General features: G+C 65.0%; 14 protein-coding genes. 4 read left to right on the top strand and 10 right to left on the bottom strand.

What is annotated here, in order from left to right:
• Window positions 1-330: 330 nt before the first annotated feature.
• Window positions 331-825: a nucleoside deaminase gene (locus tag AU381_RS08050; protein ID WP_064241216.1), complete on the bottom strand. Its 495-nt coding sequence runs from the start codon at window positions 823-825 to the stop codon at window positions 331-333.
• A 464-nt stretch (window positions 826-1289) separates the two neighbouring features.
• Here AU381_RS08050 and mutL point away from each other — a divergent pair, with 464 nt between their 5' ends.
• Complete coding sequence (mutL, locus tag AU381_RS08055) at window positions 1290-3107, top strand: DNA mismatch repair endonuclease MutL (RefSeq protein WP_064241217.1); 1818 nt, start codon at window positions 1290-1292, stop codon at window positions 3105-3107.
• Between the two features lie 137 nt (window positions 3108-3244).
• Window positions 3245-3478 (top strand): DUF2093 domain-containing protein, encoded by a 234-nt coding sequence (locus AU381_RS08060; protein ID WP_064241218.1) that lies wholly within the window; start codon window positions 3245-3247, stop codon window positions 3476-3478.
• Window positions 3479-3487: 9 nt separating this feature from the next.
• On the opposite strand, the gene lpxK is transcribed toward AU381_RS08060, so the two are convergent.
• The 6 genes from lpxK to AU381_RS08090 form a co-directional block, all read right to left on the bottom strand.
• On the bottom strand, window positions 3488-4528 hold the full coding sequence (gene lpxK / locus AU381_RS08065; protein WP_064241219.1) for a tetraacyldisaccharide 4'-kinase: 1041 nt from the start codon (window positions 4526-4528) through the stop codon (window positions 3488-3490).
• A 124-nt stretch (window positions 4529-4652) separates the two neighbouring features.
• Window positions 4653-5366, bottom strand: a complete 714-nt coding sequence (locus AU381_RS08070; RefSeq protein WP_064241220.1) for an HAD family hydrolase — start codon at window positions 5364-5366, stop codon at window positions 4653-4655.
• A gap of 18 nt (window positions 5367-5384) precedes the next feature.
• The gene (gene waaA, locus AU381_RS08075) at window positions 5385-6698 is read right to left on the bottom strand and encodes a lipid IV(A) 3-deoxy-D-manno-octulosonic acid transferase (RefSeq protein WP_064241221.1); all 1314 of its coding nucleotides are present in this window, start codon (window positions 6696-6698) and stop codon (window positions 5385-5387) included.
• A gap of 33 nt (window positions 6699-6731) precedes the next feature.
• Window positions 6732-6968, bottom strand: a complete 237-nt coding sequence (locus tag AU381_RS08080) for a DUF4170 domain-containing protein (protein WP_064241222.1) — start codon at window positions 6966-6968, stop codon at window positions 6732-6734.
• A 58-nt stretch (window positions 6969-7026) separates the two neighbouring features.
• Window positions 7027-7845: a 3'(2'),5'-bisphosphate nucleotidase CysQ gene (locus AU381_RS08085; protein WP_064241223.1), complete on the bottom strand. Its 819-nt coding sequence runs from the start codon at window positions 7843-7845 to the stop codon at window positions 7027-7029.
• 63 nt (window positions 7846-7908) lie between these two features.
• Window positions 7909-9255 carry a TldD/PmbA family protein gene (locus AU381_RS08090; protein ID WP_064241224.1) on the bottom strand — a complete coding sequence of 449 codons (1347 nt, stop codon included), beginning with the start codon at window positions 9253-9255 and terminating at the stop codon, window positions 7909-7911.
• 152 nt (window positions 9256-9407) lie between these two features.
• Between AU381_RS08090 and AU381_RS08095 the strand changes: the two genes are divergently transcribed.
• A complete protein-coding gene (locus AU381_RS08095) occupies window positions 9408-11267 on the top strand; it encodes a monovalent cation:proton antiporter-2 (CPA2) family protein (protein ID WP_064241225.1) in 1860 nt (619 codons plus the stop codon).
• Between the two features lie 29 nt (window positions 11268-11296).
• On the opposite strand, the gene AU381_RS08100 is transcribed toward AU381_RS08095, so the two are convergent.
• The 3 genes from AU381_RS08100 to AU381_RS08110 all read right to left on the bottom strand — a co-directional run bounded on the left by AU381_RS08100 (window position 11297) and on the right by AU381_RS08110 (window position 14656).
• Window positions 11297-12181 (bottom strand): patatin-like phospholipase family protein, encoded by an 885-nt coding sequence (locus tag AU381_RS08100; protein ID WP_064241226.1) that lies wholly within the window; start codon window positions 12179-12181, stop codon window positions 11297-11299.
• 69 nt (window positions 12182-12250) lie between these two features.
• Complete coding sequence (rsmD, locus tag AU381_RS08105; protein WP_064241227.1) at window positions 12251-12811, bottom strand: 16S rRNA (guanine(966)-N(2))-methyltransferase RsmD; 561 nt, start codon at window positions 12809-12811, stop codon at window positions 12251-12253.
• Between the two features lie 6 nt (window positions 12812-12817).
• Window positions 12818-14656, bottom strand: coding sequence for a pseudouridine synthase (locus tag AU381_RS08110; protein ID WP_064241228.1), 1839 nt, complete (start codon window positions 14654-14656; stop codon window positions 12818-12820).
• Between the two features lie 72 nt (window positions 14657-14728).
• Here AU381_RS08110 and AU381_RS08115 point away from each other — a divergent pair, with 72 nt between their 5' ends.
• Complete coding sequence (locus AU381_RS08115; protein ID WP_064241229.1) at window positions 14729-15178, top strand: nucleoside deaminase; 450 nt, start codon at window positions 14729-14731, stop codon at window positions 15176-15178.
• The last annotated feature ends 4 nt before the right edge of the window (window positions 15179-15182 follow it).

Here is a 15182-nt window from a genome sequence, read left to right on the forward strand (position 1 = left end):
TGTGCGTCTGCACGCGGCGCTGCATCGGCGGTTTGGTTTCGGGACATGCTGGCTGGCCGTTTGACGGCACTCTTCGGGCGGAAACCTTAGCAGCGTCCAGCAACGCCGTGGTGCTCCAAAGAACAAAACCCCTGATCATTCAGGTTGTTGTGGAAAATCGCAGCAGAACGTTAAAGCTGAATTAAATCAGCTTCCGATTTTTGCCGATCTGCCGCACGAGAACCTACAGTCGGGCGAGAACTCACAAACGGGCATGGCTAGATCATGCACTTATGTCTGCTTCAGAGGCGAAAGCCGGCATTCTACCGTTGCCATGCGGCAGAAGGGCCCTTAACGGCGAGACCAGTATTCTTCGTGGAGTTTCGCGGCCTCGCCCGCCAACATGGGGCCGACGACTTCCGTTGGGCGCTGACCGGCGGCGAACACGATGTGGCAGGGGAGATCAAGCGTCGGATTTTCCTGGTTATCGCCTATCTGTTGTTTCATCTCTCTCTCGGACAGGCCAAACACGACGCGCCCTATGCCTGCCCAATAGATCGCGCCTGAGCACATGGCGCATGGCTCCGCGGATGTGTACATCGTGCATCCGGCAAGAAAGTCCAAATCATAGGCTTTGCCTGCGCGCGTGGCGAGAAGCCGCTCCGCGTGGGCGGTGCGGTCGCCACCTTCCGAACTGTAGCCATTGCACTGTTCCAGTAAAACATTGCCATCATGGTCGGCGAGAATTGAACCAAATGGGTGATCCCCGCGTTCGCGCGAACGCCGCGCCACATCGAAGGCCTTCCGCAAAAGTGACTCATCATAGGGCCGTTTGGTGCTTGCCATTTGTGAGCTCCTGAGAATTATCGCAGTTCATTCACCATCAAATTTTCCCAGTAACGGAGCGGGTAATTCGTGTTCTCCGCCAAGTAGAAGGTCGCCAGTGCCGATTACCGGACATTCCCCGATGGACAGGTATCGAAAAATCAATTTCGATTCTTTTTGACTTTGTCGGGAAAGCCGGTCCCCGCCACTACACGAACTGCCGCGAAGACCCTCTTTGTGAGACAAGGCTCCAGCTCTCATGCAGTCATCTCTGGAATCAGAATAGCCGAGCCGCGCAATTCGGCAACGGGATTAAGTTGCGGTCGGGACTGCGCGATGCAAGTCGTTATGACAAGCTCGCGGCAAACTACCTTGCCTTCACCAAGCTGGCGTCGATCCGCATTTGGCAGCGCGCTTACGCCCCAGCGACCGAAGGCTCGCCGGAGCCCCCTTTCCCTCCTTCGCCGAATCTTGGAAAATGGGCCATGGCCATCAAGCAACTCTCGGAAACGCTCATCAACCAGATCGCCGCCGGTGAAGTCATCGAGCGGCCCGCCAGCGCCGCCAAGGAACTGATCGAGAATGCGCTCGATGCGGGCGCGACGAGGATCGAGGTCGCCACGGCCGGGGGCGGCAAGACGCTGCTCAGGGTGACCGACAACGGCAGCGGGATGTCGCCCGCCGATCTCGAACTGGCGATCCGCCGGCATTGCACGTCCAAGATCGACATCGCGCTCACGGACATCCGCACGCTCGGCTTTCGCGGCGAGGCCTTGCCCTCGATCGGATCGGTGGCGCGCCTGTCGATCACTACCCGGACCGCGGGCGCCGGCGAGGGGGCGGCGATTTCGGTGACGGGAGGCAGGACCGAGCCGGTCCGTCCCTCGCCCGCCAATGTCGGGACCGTCGTCGAGGTACGCGACCTTTTCTTCGCCACGCCGGCGCGGCTCAAATTCATGAAGTCGGAGAAAGCGGAAGCCGCGGCGATTTCCGAAGTGGTCCGCCGCATGGCGATCGCGTTTCCGAAGGTGCGTTTCGTGCTGTCCGGTTCGGATCGCTCGACGCTCGACTTTCCGGCGACCGGCGACGATCGGCTGGCGCGCATGGCGCAGGTGCTCGGCAAGGACTTCCGCGACAATGCCATCGAGATAGATGCGGAGCGCGAAGAGGCGAGGCTGACGGGATTTGCCGGCGTGCCGACCTTCAACCGCGGCAACTCGCTGCAGCAATATGCCTTCGTCAACGGCCGGCCGGTGCAGGACAAGCTCATCCTCTCCGCCATCCGGGCCGCCTATGCCGAAACCATTCCGCAGGGGCGTTATCCGGTCGCCGTGCTTTCGATCACGCTCGACCCTGCCCTCGTCGACGTCAATGTGCATCCGGCCAAATCGGACGTGCGCTTCCGCGATCCCGGATTGGTCCGCGGGCTTATCATCGGCGCGATCCGCGAGGCTTTGACGCGCGGCGGCGACCGGGCGGCGACGACCGGCGCCCAGGGGATCATGCGCGCCTTCCGCACGGAAGCGTACCGGGCAGAACAGCCGAGGGCGCAGGCGCCCTGGACGGCGGCCGCCTCGCCCTACCGGCCGATGGGGTTCGACGAGCCCGCCCGCGGCTTTGCCGAGGCACCGCAAGCGGCATTCGCGGAATTTGCACAGCCATCGGCGCGTGACACCGCACCGGCCGCCGAGACGACGGCCCGTGACGGCACGGGCGAGCCCACCTTCCCGCTCGGTGCGGCACGCGCGCAGCTCCACGAGAACTATATCGTCGCACAGACCGGCGACGGCCTCGTGATCGTCGACCAGCATGCCGCGCATGAACGACTGGTCTTCGAAGCAATGCGGACGGCGTTGCATTCACGGCCGGTGCCGGCGCAGGCGCTGCTCATCCCGGAGATCGTCGATCTTGCCGAGGACGACTGCGACCGGCTGATGGTTCATGCGGAGGAGTTCCTGCGGCTCGGGCTTGCCATCGAGCGCTTCGGGCCGGGCGCGATCGCAGTGCGCGAGACGCCCGCGATGCTCGGCGAGATGGATGCTTCAGGGCTTGTGCGGCAGCTCGCCGACGAACTTGCCGAATGGGACACGGCCAACGGGCTTACCGGGCGGCTCGAATATCTCGCCGCGACGATGGCGTGCCACGGCTCCGTCCGCTCCGGTCGGCGGATGCGGCCGGAGGAGATGAACGCGCTGCTCCGCCAGATGGAAGCGACGCCCGGATCAGGGCAGTGCAATCACGGCCGACCGACCTACATAGAGCTCAAGCTCGCCGATATCGAAAGGCTCTTTGGCCGGAGTTGAAGACCGGGCGCGTCGGGACGCGAAGCCGAGACTTCGCGGGTCGCGGCCACGATGGCGCCGGATTTGGAATTCCACTGGTCTTTTCGCGTCAGGCGGGATAGATCGGGTAACGAGCAGTGACAAGGCAAGCACGCAACATGATGAACCGTTTTGACGGAAATTCCTCTCGCGAAGCGAAAGTCCGTTATCTCGACGGGGACTTTCAGATCGTTCTGGCCGGCTCGCATGTCGTCTGCGCAATGACCGGCAAGGCCATTCCGGTGGATGAGCTTCGCTATTGGAGCGTCGTGCGGCAGGAGCCCTATATCGACGCGGCCGCCTCGCTCGAAGCGGAACGGCGGGCCGGGGCGCTGCCGATGCAGCAGCCCTGACGGGCTACTTCACACCTTCCCGCTCGCACGCAATTTGCGCGCCCGCGCGGCGGCAAGCGTCGCCTCGATGATCTTGGCGGGCGCCAGGGGATCATCGAAACGCACTTCGATCTCGATGACCCTGCTCCTGGCGGCCAGTTCCGCGGCCCGCCCATGGCCGGGCTCAAGGCGGACCATGTCCTTGGCCGTGGTTACCAGGGTATAGCCCTGGCTTGCGGCGCGATCGATGAGATCGGCAATCTCGTCCTCTGAAAAATGGTGATGATCCGGAAAGCTCCGCGTCTCCTCGACTATCGCCCCCGCCTCGCGGACCGTGCGATAGAACTTCTCCGGATCGGCGATGCCGGCCCAGGCCAGAACCTTGACGCCGGACAGCGATCCGTCATCGAGCCGCACCGTATCCGCGACGTGGACGGCCTTGCCGGCGCGTGCGGCGCGCCGGATGAGGCGATCGGCAGCCGGCCCGTGACCTATCTTCAAAAGTGCAGTGGCGTGCCGAAGCTGGTCGGCGATTGGCGCCCGGACCGGGCCGGACGGCACCAGGTGACCGTTGCCGACGCCGCGGACGGAGTCGATCACCAGCAGCGCGAAATCGAAGGTGAGGCGGGCGCTCTGGAAGCCATCGTCCATGATGATGATGTCGGCGCCTTCGGCCGCGAGCCGCCGGGCGCCGTCGACGCGACGCCGGCAAACGACCGTCAGGCCCTCGCGCGCCAGCAGCAGCGGCTCGTCGCCGACGTCCCGGGCCCGGTGATGGCCGGGATCGACGATCGTCGTGACGTCCAGCGAGCCGCCATAGCCGCGGCTGAGGAAGCCTGGCTTCAGCCCCCGCGCCTTTGCGGCCTGCGCCAGCGCGATGGCGGTCGGCGTCTTGCCCGCCCCGCCGACGGTGAAGTTGCCGACGCAGATCAGCGGCACGGGCGGCATCGCGCGGCGGGCCCGGTCCATCCGGATTGCGGCGATGCGGCCGTAGACCCAGGAGAAGGGCCACAGCGCATAGGCGCGCCAATCGGCTTTTGTCCACCAGAACGGAGGCGCTTCGGAAACCATTTGACTGTGCTGCCTCCGCGGCTTGCTGCTCCATGCGCCCGCGAGGCGCTCCTGACCGTGCTCTTGCCGGCCGCCGGCCGGCGACGCCACAAGAGACTTCAGAATGCGAAAAAAGGCAAGCGGGTCAACGGAGTCGGAGGACTGCTTCGAGTTCGGTGATATCCGCGAGGCAATGATCGGAAGCCTCCGCCAGCGACTGGCGCGAGCCGGTGCCGGTCAGCACCGCGACGGTCAGGCCCACACCGGCGGCGCGGCCCATATGCATGTCGTGATTGTTGTCCCCGACCACCGCCACCTGCTCAGGCGCAAGCCCCGTCGCCGTACAGAAGCCGAGTACCATGCCCGGCTCCGGCTTGACGCCGTAGCCGCTGTCGTAGCCCGCGACGTAGTGCAGATAGTTCTCGAAGCCGAAGCGCTTTGCGGTTTCCCGGATGGAGCGCTCGTTGTCGCTCGATGCGACGCCAAGGCGATAGCCCTTCGCATGCAGCGCGGCGAAAAACGTGCCGAGATCGGTCACCGGCACCGCATAGTCGGCGGACTGCGCGAACAGGCCGTCGAACAGCGTGGTCAGTTCCTTAACCGTGAACGGCGCACCGGCATTGACCATGCCCGTCGCAATCTCCACGGTATTGCCGGCGGCGAGCAGGCTGTCCGGCGCGACGTAGCCCGTATCCGGGTCCATCCCGCCTGCCTGAAGCAGAACTCTAGCGAGAGTTTCGTCGCCCTTGGCGGCGATGCGCGCCAGTTCGTAGTTCACCGGAACCCAGCTCTTCACGTAGTCGAGAAGCGTCCCGTCCTTGTCGAACAATATGCCGGCGATGCCGTTGCCCGCAGCCATGGTCCCATCCGAATGTTGTCAGTTCTCTCCACGCGGCTCCAGCCGCGCCTTCACCACCAGCGGATTGATATAGGGTTCGAGCCCCTTCATCGTCGCCGTCAGTGCGCCTCGCATCTGTTGCACGGTTTCAAGCCCCGCGTCGATCATCGACCGGCGCATGTCGTCGTTGCCGAGCAGGTAGTTGACGCCCTTCGCCAGCATTTCGACATCGCGGACGATCTTGGCGCTGCCGTTCTTGGCGAGCATCTGATAGGTCTCGCGGAAGTTCTGGACGTTGCCGCCCGAAAGCACCGCGCAGCCGAGCATCGCCGGCTCCAGCGGGTTCTGTCCGCCTTCAGCGAAGAGCGAACGGCCGACGAAGGCGACCTCGGTCAGCCGCAGATAGAGGCCCATTTCGCCGATCGTGTCGCCGAGAAAAATATCGACGTCCGGCGTCAAGCGATCGCCGCGCGTCCGGCGCGCAACCTTGAGCCCCTTGGCGGACAATGCGGCTTCAACGGCATCGCCGCGCTCGGGATGACGCGGAACGACGATCGTCAAGAGGCCGTTGCGCCCCTTCAGGGCGTGGTGAACCACCCCCGCCGCCTCTTCCTCGCCCTCGAAGGTGGAGATCGCGGCCCAGGTCTTGCGCGAACCGATCTGCTGAGAATATTCGCGCAGTGCCTGCGGATCGTGCGGCGGCGCGTCGGTATCGACCTTCAGATTGCCGGACACCATCACCGGCAGCGCGCCGAGCGTGCGGAAACGTTCCGCATCAATATCGGACTGAGCGATGACGAGCGCGAGGTTCTCGAAGAGGGCATCGGCGAGCGCCGGCCGCTTTTTCCAACGGGCGAATGTCCGGTCCGAAAGGCGCCCGTTGACCAGAACCTGCGGAATGTGGCGCCGGCCCAGTTCGACGATCGTCATCGGCCAGATTTCAGATTCCGCGATGATCGCCAGATCCGGTTGCCAGTATTCTAGGAAGCGGCTTACAGCCGGCTTGAAATCGAGCGGCACATATTGATGGATGACGGCTTCGCCCAGACGTTCGGCGGCAACCCGCGCCGAGGTCGTCGTCCCGGTCGTCAGCACCACGGCGATGCCGCGGCGGCGGATTTCCTTGATCAGCGGGGTCACCGCTACCGTTTCGCCGACGCTGGCGGCGTGAAACCACACGAGCGGCCCCGGTGGGCGCGGTACGCTCGCATGGCCGTAGCGCTCGCGGCGCCGCGCCGGATCCTCCTTGCCCTTCGCCGCCCGCAGGGCCAGGTAGGATCCGACAAAGGGGTAGATCGCCGTGCCGAGCCAGCGGTAGGTGGAAAGCGCAAGCCGTGCGCGCAGGCTGCTCATGAACGCTCGCCCTTACCCGCGCCTACCGAGACTTCAATCATTTTCCGGATCGAGGAGCCGGTGCATGTGGACAATGAAATAGCGCATATGAGCGTTGTCGACGGTCATCTGCGCCTTGGCTTTCCAGGCAACATGGGCGCTCTCGTAATCGGGGAAGATGCCGACGATGTCGAGATTGTTGAGGTCGCGGAATTGCACGTCGGTAAGCGTCGTCAACTCGCCGCCGAAGACGAGGTGCAGGAGCTGCTTCTTCTCGGAGTTCTGAGCCATTGTGTTCCCATTGTTCTTTGAAACGTCGGCGTTGATTTGCGGCATTCGCACCCAAAGGTCAATGGGCGTCGAACGGCCTGGAGGCTGCCAGCAAGGCCGGCAGTGCCAGCCCCGATCCGGCCCCCAGCACTCCATGGCTGACAATCGGGCGATTGTAGGACAGAGGCAGCCCGTCAAGCCCGCGGAGTGCTCCGCCTGCCCGCGCCAGGATAAGGTCGGCCGCGGCCAGGTCCCAATCATGCGCGTTCTTCCTGACGATCGTACCGTCGATGCGGCCGTCGGCGATCATCGCCAGGCGATAGGCGAGCGACGGCACATGCGGCACGCGCGCCATTCTCTGGCGATAGGGGGCGGCAAGCTTGCCGGCAATGTCCTCGGCCATCGCCACCTGCAACCTCTCGTCTGGCACGGGGTCACGCACCGCAATCGCCCCGCCGTTCTTTCGCGCCTCTCCGTCACGGGTTGCCTGGAAGATTTCTCCGAGCGCCGGCGCATAGAGCACGCCCGCCGTCGGCTGGCCGTGGTGAACAACGGCAACGCTGACGCACCAGAGGTCCTTGCCGGAGATGAAGGCGCGCGTGCCGTCGATCGGATCGACGACGAAGACGGTGTCGCGGGAAAGGCGCGTCGCATCGTCGTCGGTCTCCTCGGAGAGCCAGCCGTAATTGGGCCGCGCGGCAAGCAGTCTCGTCTTCAGGATGTCGTTTGCGGCGAGATCGGCCTCGCTCACGGGTGAGCGGCCTTCATTCTTCCAGCGAACGTCGACGGTCTTTCGGAAATATCCGAGCGCCGTATCGCCTGCCGCCACCGCTGCGGCGAGGATGAGCTTGAGATCCTCGTCCCAGTTGGGCGCGGTCTGAAGGACTGCTTCTGACATTCGACTCCTCAGGCGCGGGGCGAGCCCACGCGCTTCGATCTGGCGGAACGTACGGCCCCGCGCTCAAGTTCCGGCAAGCGTCATGCCTTCGATGGCAAAGGTCGGCGCGGCGATGCCGAACTTCCGGTCTATGTCGTCGGCAGGCGTCAAGGCCATGAACATATGCTTGAGATTGGAAGCGATCGTCACCTCCGACACGGGGAAGGTGATCTCGCCGTTCTCGATCCAGAAGCCGGAGGCGCCGCGGCTATATTCGCCCGTCACCATGTTGACCCCCTGGCCGATGAGCTCGGTCACGTAGAATCCGGTGCCGACGCCGCGGATCAGATCGTCGCGCGAAATCGTCCCCGGTTCGAGGGCAAGATTGGTCGAGGCTGGATTGACCGTCGGGCCGCCGCGCACGCCCCGTCCGTTGGTCTCGAGCCCCAGTTCGCGCGCTGCGGACGTCGAGAGGAACCAGTGCTTGAGCACGCCATCCTCGACCATCGACAGCTTCGAGCCGCTGACTCCCTCGCCATCGAAGGGGCGTGACGAGGGACCGCGCACGATCAGCGGATCGTCCGTGACGGCGATGCCCGGTTTCATGATCTGCTTGCCCATCATGTCGCGCAGGAAGCTCGTCTTGCGCGCGACCGACGCACCGTTGATGGCACCCGCCAGATGACCGACGAAGCCGCGCGCCATGCGCGGATCGAAAACGACGGTGACGTTCCTGGCGGTTGCGACCTGGCGCGGATTGAGGCGCGCCACCGCCCGTTCGCCGGCTACGCGTCCGATATCGTCGGCGCTGCGGAGCTCGTCGAAATAGAGCCGGCTGTCATAATCGTAGTCGCGCTCCATCTTGGTGCCTTCGCCGGCGATCGCGCTGACGGAACGGCCAAACCGGGTCGCCATGTAGGAGCCCGAGAACCCGTGCGACGTCACCAGCACGAGCCCGCCCATGCCGGCAGAGGCGCCGGCGCCGCTCGAATTGGTGACGCCAGCGACCGAAAGCGCCGCCGCCTCGGCCGCGAGCGCCGCTTCGGTCAGCGCCTCGCTCGAAACCTCGCGACTGTCGAAGAGATCGAGATCCGGATAGGATCTCGCCAACTGATCGGGATCGGCGAGCGAGGCATAGGGGTCCTCCGGCGAAGCCTTGGCCATAGCGACGGCACGCTCCGCCAGGAGCTTCAGGTCGAAGCCAGGGTTGGCCGAGACGCTGGCGACGCGCCGGCCCACGAAGACCCGAAGCGAGAAATCGTCGCTTTCGGAGGCCTCGGTCGCCTCGACCTTACCCAGCCGCACCGAAACCGAGCGGGAGCGACCGCGCACGACGACGGCGTCGGCGGCCTCCGCACCGGCCTGTCGCGCTCGATCCACCAGTTCGGCGGCGCGTTTTTCGAGGATGGCGGAATCGATCGTCTCGGACATGACTAGACCTTTCATTCCTGCCCCATTTATTGTGCACTGGAGCATGCATCAAGGGCATCGCGATGATTCCCCTCTCCGCATAGTATGACATTCCGTCTCGCCTCCCCTCACCAAGGGGAAGTCGAGAGCCTCCATGATGAAAGCCGCGAGCAATGCAAACGACACCGATCCTCTACACCCAGGCGCTGATGCTGCTCGGCGGCGCCGTCGTTGCAGCGCCGCTGTTCAAGCGCCTCGGGCTCGGTACGATTCTCGGCTATCTCGCCGCCGGCATCGTGATCGGTCCGGTTGCCCAGTCGATTACCGAGGGCGAAGAGATCCTTCACGTCTCGGAGCTCGGCGTCGTCTTCCTGCTGTTCATCATCGGCCTCGAGCTGAAGCCATCGCGACTGTGGCAGATGCGCCGCGACATTTTTGGCCTGGGCACGGCGCAGGTGGTGGTGACAGGCCTCGTTCTCTCCTTCCTCATCGAGTTCTTCAGCCTGCTCGAATGGAGGGGCAGTGTGATTGCCGGCTTTGGCCTGGCGCTTTCGTCGACGGCTTTCGCCATGCAGATCCTCGACGAAAACAACGATACCAACACGCGCTACGGTCAGCGGGCCTTTTCCATCCTCCTGCTCCAGGATCTGGCGATCGTCCCCCTGCTCGCTTTGATCCCGTTGATGGCGACGCGCGCGCCGGAGGCCACGACAACGCCCTTCGAGGACTTCGCCATTGCGATCGCCGCAATCGCTGCGCTTTATGCGGCGGGCCGTTATCTTCTCAATCCGCTGTTTCAGGTCATCGCCCGCACCGGGGCCCGTGACGTGATGATCGCCGCGGCGCTGCTCGTCGTCATGGGAGCGGCGACGATGATGCAATTGGCAGGCCTTTCAATGGCGATGGGCGCCTTCCTCGCGGGCGTGCTGCTCGCGGAATCGTCCTACCGCCACGAGCTTGAAGCCGACATCGAGCCGTTTCGCGGTATCCTCCAGGCGCTGTTCTTCATGGCGGTCGGGCTGTCCCTGCAACTCGGGGTCGTCGCCGAGAACTATCTGCTGATCCTTTTTGCCGTGCCGCTGCTCATGGCGGTGAAAAGCCTGGTCCTCTACGGCCTTTGCCGCGCGACGGGTTCTCACCACAATGACGCGGTGCGCATCAGCCTGCTTCTGCCGCAGGGCGGCGAATTCGGCTTCGTGCTCTTCACGGCCGCCGCTGTCGCGGGCGTCTTCTCGCAAGGCGTCGCCTCCCTGCTTGTCGCGGTCGTCACGCTTTCCATGGCATTGACGCCCGTTGCGGCGGTCTTGTCGAGGCGGCTGCTGCGCGAGCAGGATGACATGGAAGACGAGATCGAGGAGGATTTCGAAGGCGCCGGCGCCGACGTGCTGATGATCGGCTTTTCGCGCTTCGCCCAGATCGCCGCGCAGATCCTGTTGGCCGGCGGCCGCGACGTTACGATCATCGACCATTCCGCCGCGCGCGTCCGCCAGGCTGCGACCTTCGGATTCCGCATCTATTTCGGCGACGGCACGCGGCTCGACGTGTTGCGGGCGGCCGGCATCGAGAAGGCGAAAATCGTCGCGGTCTGCACCCAGAAGAAGGAGATCACCGACAAGATCATCAGCCTCGTCCAGGCGGAATACCCGAATGCCCGCATCTTCGCCCGTTCCTACGATCGCCTGCATACGTTGGAGTTGCGCGCCAAGGGTGTCGAGTACGAGTTGCGCGAGACGTTCGAATCCGGCCTGCTGTTCGGCCGCAAGACGATCGAAGCGCTCGGCGTCGGCGGCGAGGAGGCAATCGCCATCATGGACGACATCCGCCGCCGCGACGAGGCGCGGCTGGTGCTGCAGGAGGCCGAGGGCATCACGGCCGGCCGCCACATGCTGCATTCACAGCCCGTGCGGCCGGAACCGCTGGTCAAGCCGAAACGGGACGTCAACCACACGGCGGAGACCGAAGAGCGACTGCTGCCCCAACTCCCGGCTGGCGACGATGAGAAAGCCGGCGAGAGGCTGGCCGGGGCCGACTGAAGAGGATTGCCGTGCGGCGCGGGCAGAAATCAGCGTCCCGCCTGCCAGTGATCGATCCGCTCGGAGAGCGCCCGTTTCAGCTGCTCCTTCGTCGCAGCCGTGGCGGCCAGCACCTCCCGGGCATGCAGGAAATCCAGCGCGCGGAAGCGACCAACGTCCGGGCGGAGCAGAATATCCGGAGCGCCGGCCTTCATCTTCATGGCGATGATCGACTGCATCATCAACTGGCTCGCGCCGAACAGGCTGTCGATGCGGCTCGGTATCGTCCTGCCGTCGCCATCGGGGCCGCCGACGACGTCGACGGCGACAACGACGTCGGCGAGTTCGCGCAGGTGGTCGAAGGGAACCGGATTGTACATGCCGCCATCGATCATCACGCGGCCCTCGATCTTCACGGGTATGAAAATCGCCGGCAGGGCGCAGGACGCGGCGATCGCCTTGTGCAGATCGCCGTTTTCGCAGACGTGCTCGGTTTGCCCGTAATAATCCGTCGCCGTGACTTTCAACGGTATCAGCAGGTCGGAAAAGCACAGCGGGATAGCCTCCGGCAGAAAGGCCTTCAGCACCCGCTCGATGTTGAACTGTCCGAAGCGGAAGCCGCTCGATACGGCCTCGGATAAGCTACTCGGACGCAGCCGCCACAGGCGGTTGAGCACTTCGCTGCGATTACCGACGGTCGACAGCGTGTAGTCCCGGATCTCCCGGCCGGTCATGCCGGCGGCCATGCCAGCGCCCATGATCGCGCCGATCGACGAGCCGGCAATCGCCGAAGGCCGAATGCCCATTTCGTCGAGTGCCTCGATGACATGGATATGGGCAAGGCCGCGCGCGCCGCCACCGCCAAGCGCGATTGCGATCGTCGGCTCACCCTTCGTGGCCGGCCGATCCTGTCGTATGGAAAGGTGCTGCTCCATCGATATTCTCCTACAGCCAGCACCTCAGTCAGGGGCCGGACCTGGAAGTCTCAAGCGGCCCAACTTAGATCAGGCGCCAAGAAATCGGTAGAAATGCATTCGCGTGTCGCCAAAAGCGCGGTCGTCGAGCGGCTCAAAGGCTGCGGGCAATTGCGGACGCACATCGGCCCGCTCTTCGAGCACCACCAGGGCGCCCGGAACAAGCCAGCCGCCGGCCGCCGCAGACTCGAGCGCGCGCTCTCCGAGACCCTTGCCATAGGGAGGATCGGCGAAAACCAGGTGAAACGGGTCCATCGTACCCAGCGAGCCGAGATCCACCGCATCGCGGCGAAAGATCTTGGCGCGGCCCTGCAGGCCGAGCGCTTCGATATTGACGCGGATGAGCCCGCGGCCCTCGACGCCCTGTTCGACGAAAAGCGCCTGCCGGCAGCCTCGCGACAGGGCCTCGAGTCCAACCGCACCCGTACCGGCGAAGAGGTCGAGTACACGGGCGCCGTCGAGCGCTTCGGGGTAGCTGTGGCTCAGGATGTTGAACAGGCTCTCGCGCGTCCGGTCGGTGGTCGGCCGGATATCGTTGGATTTGGGCGTGACGAGTGTGCGTCCCCGAAACTCTCCGCCGACGATGCGCACGACCGATTACTTCCCCTTGCCGCGCGGCTTGCCGCCGCCCGTGCGACCGCCGGGCTTGCTACCGGCAGGCTTGCCGCCGCCCGGCCTGCCACCGCCGGGCTTGCCGCCCCCAAGCTTGCCGCCACGCGGACCACCGGAACGCTGGCCGAAGGACTTCCCCCCCGCTGGCTTGCCGCCGCCCGGCTTTCCACGATGCTTATCGCCGAAGGGACGATCTCCACCTTCGCGGCTCTCGCGGGCGTCGTCCTTGCCGCGGCTTGTCCGCGGCTTTTCCGAAAATGCGCGATTGTCGCCTCCGGCCCGCGCCGGACGCTCGCCACGAGGGCGCTCGCTGCCTTCGCGACGCGGCGGGCGATCGCCGTGGTCGCGTGATTTCCGTTCGCTGGGATCGAAAGGCCGGCGCCGTTCAAATCCGCCATCGCGAGCATCATCCTTGCGGCGGACCGGCTCACTGGCGCTGATCCAGTCGCCATCCTCGTCGGCGCGTTTGACCGGCGGCCGCGGGGCACGGTCCGGCCGGACAGAGCCTTTCGCACTTGCCTTGCGGTCGGGATCGAACTTTGCCGATGTTCTCGTGGCCGAGCCGTCCTTCGTGCGGCCGTAGCGCTTTGCCTTCGGCGCGCCTTCCGGACGCTCGCGACGCGCTGGCTTCGGTGAAGCCTCTTCCTCGGGCGTTTTCGGTTTCTTCTCAGCGACCGGCCGCGCGCCAGGCGCCATCCAGACATTCGCCGTGCGGCTGCGCTTTGCCGGCGCCCGGGCGGGGCGATCCTCGAACTTCTCGCGGGGGCGTTCCCTGCGATCGCGGGAGCGGCTGTCATCTCGCTGCGTATCAAGGCGAGCAAGCGCACGTTCACGCTTGTCCTCGGGCTTTTCGCGCCAAGTGCCGCGTTCCGGCCTGCCCTTGTCAGGAACGTCCTCGCCGTGGACCTCCCTTTCCGCCGCGGCCGGCTGGTCGTTGTAGAGCGGCGCGTCGAAATTCGCCTTCGCCTCTGCGATCAGGCGCGGGCCAAGCTGTTCCCTCAGCGTACGGCCGCGGATTTCCTGGACATGGCCCTCCGGCAGGTCACCCAGCTGGAACGGACCATAGGAGATGCGGATCAGGCGGTTCACATCGAGGCCGAGGGCTCCGAGCACGTTCTTGATCTCGCGGTTCTTGCCTTCGCGCAAGCCCATGGTGATCCAGACATTCGATCCCTGAACCCGGTCGAGCGTCGCCTCGATCGCCCCGTAGAGGACGCCATCGACGGCGATCCCCTCCTTCAACCGGTCAAGCGCTTCCTGGTCGATCTCGCCATGCGCGCGGACGCGATAACGCCGCAACCAGCCGGTCGCCGGCAATTCAAGGGCGCGGGCAAGTCCCCCGTCGTTCGTCAGGAGCAGCAGGCCCTCGGTATTGATGTCGAGGCGGCCGATCGACAGCACGCGCGGCAGCTCATCCGGCAGGTTGTCGAACACCGTGGGGCGGCCTTCAGGGTCGGCATTGGTTGTCACCAGACCGGCCGGCTTGTGATAGAGCCAAAGGCGCGTCCGCTCGATGCCGCGGATCGGATGGCCGTCGACCTCGATTCTGTCGGCGAGCGTCGCATTGACGACCGGCGTCTCGAGCACGACGCCGTTGAGCTTGACTCGCCCTTCCACGATCATGCGCTCGACGTCGCGTCGCGAGGCAACGCCGGCGCGCGACAGGATCTTGGAAATGCGCTGCGGCTCGTCGATGCCGACGTCGGGCTTCGGCGCCGCGCCCTTGCCGGGTCGTGCCGCGTTGGCCCTCTTCTCGCCGGAAGGAAAATTGCCCTTCCGACCTTTACCCTTGCCGGGCCCGGTGGACTTGTCTTTGAATGTCATTTCTGTTGCCTGCCTTTTGCGGCTGTCCTATCAGGTCGAAGGCCCTGGGTTAAGAGAAATTATGAGCAAGTGATGGCGGAAACGAAGCGCTACATGGATGCGGCGCTCGAGGAGGCGCGGAGAGCGGCGGCGCGCGGCGAGGTGCCGATCGGCGCCGTCGTGGTGCTCGACGGCGAGGTGGTTGCCGCGGCCGGGAACCGCACGCGCGAATTGCGGGACATTACCGCCCATGCCGAGATCGAGGCGATCCGGCAGGCGGCCGCGGCCGTCGGCGACGAGCGGCTATCGGGTGCCGACCTCTATGTGACGCTCGAACCCTGCACCATGTGCGCGGCGGCGATCTCCTTTGCGCGCATACGCCGCCTTTACTATGGCGCCGAGGATCCGAAAGGCGGCGCCGTCGAGAACGGCGTCAGGTTCTATGGCTCGCCGACGTGCCACCATGTTCCGGATGTCTATTCCGGCCTCGCCGAGCGAGAGGCCGGCGATATTCTTCGAGATTTTTTCGCCGCCCGACGCTGACAGG

Source organism: Sinorhizobium glycinis (genome assembly GCF_001651865.1).
GTDB lineage: Bacteria > Pseudomonadota > Alphaproteobacteria > Rhizobiales > Rhizobiaceae > Sinorhizobium > Sinorhizobium glycinis.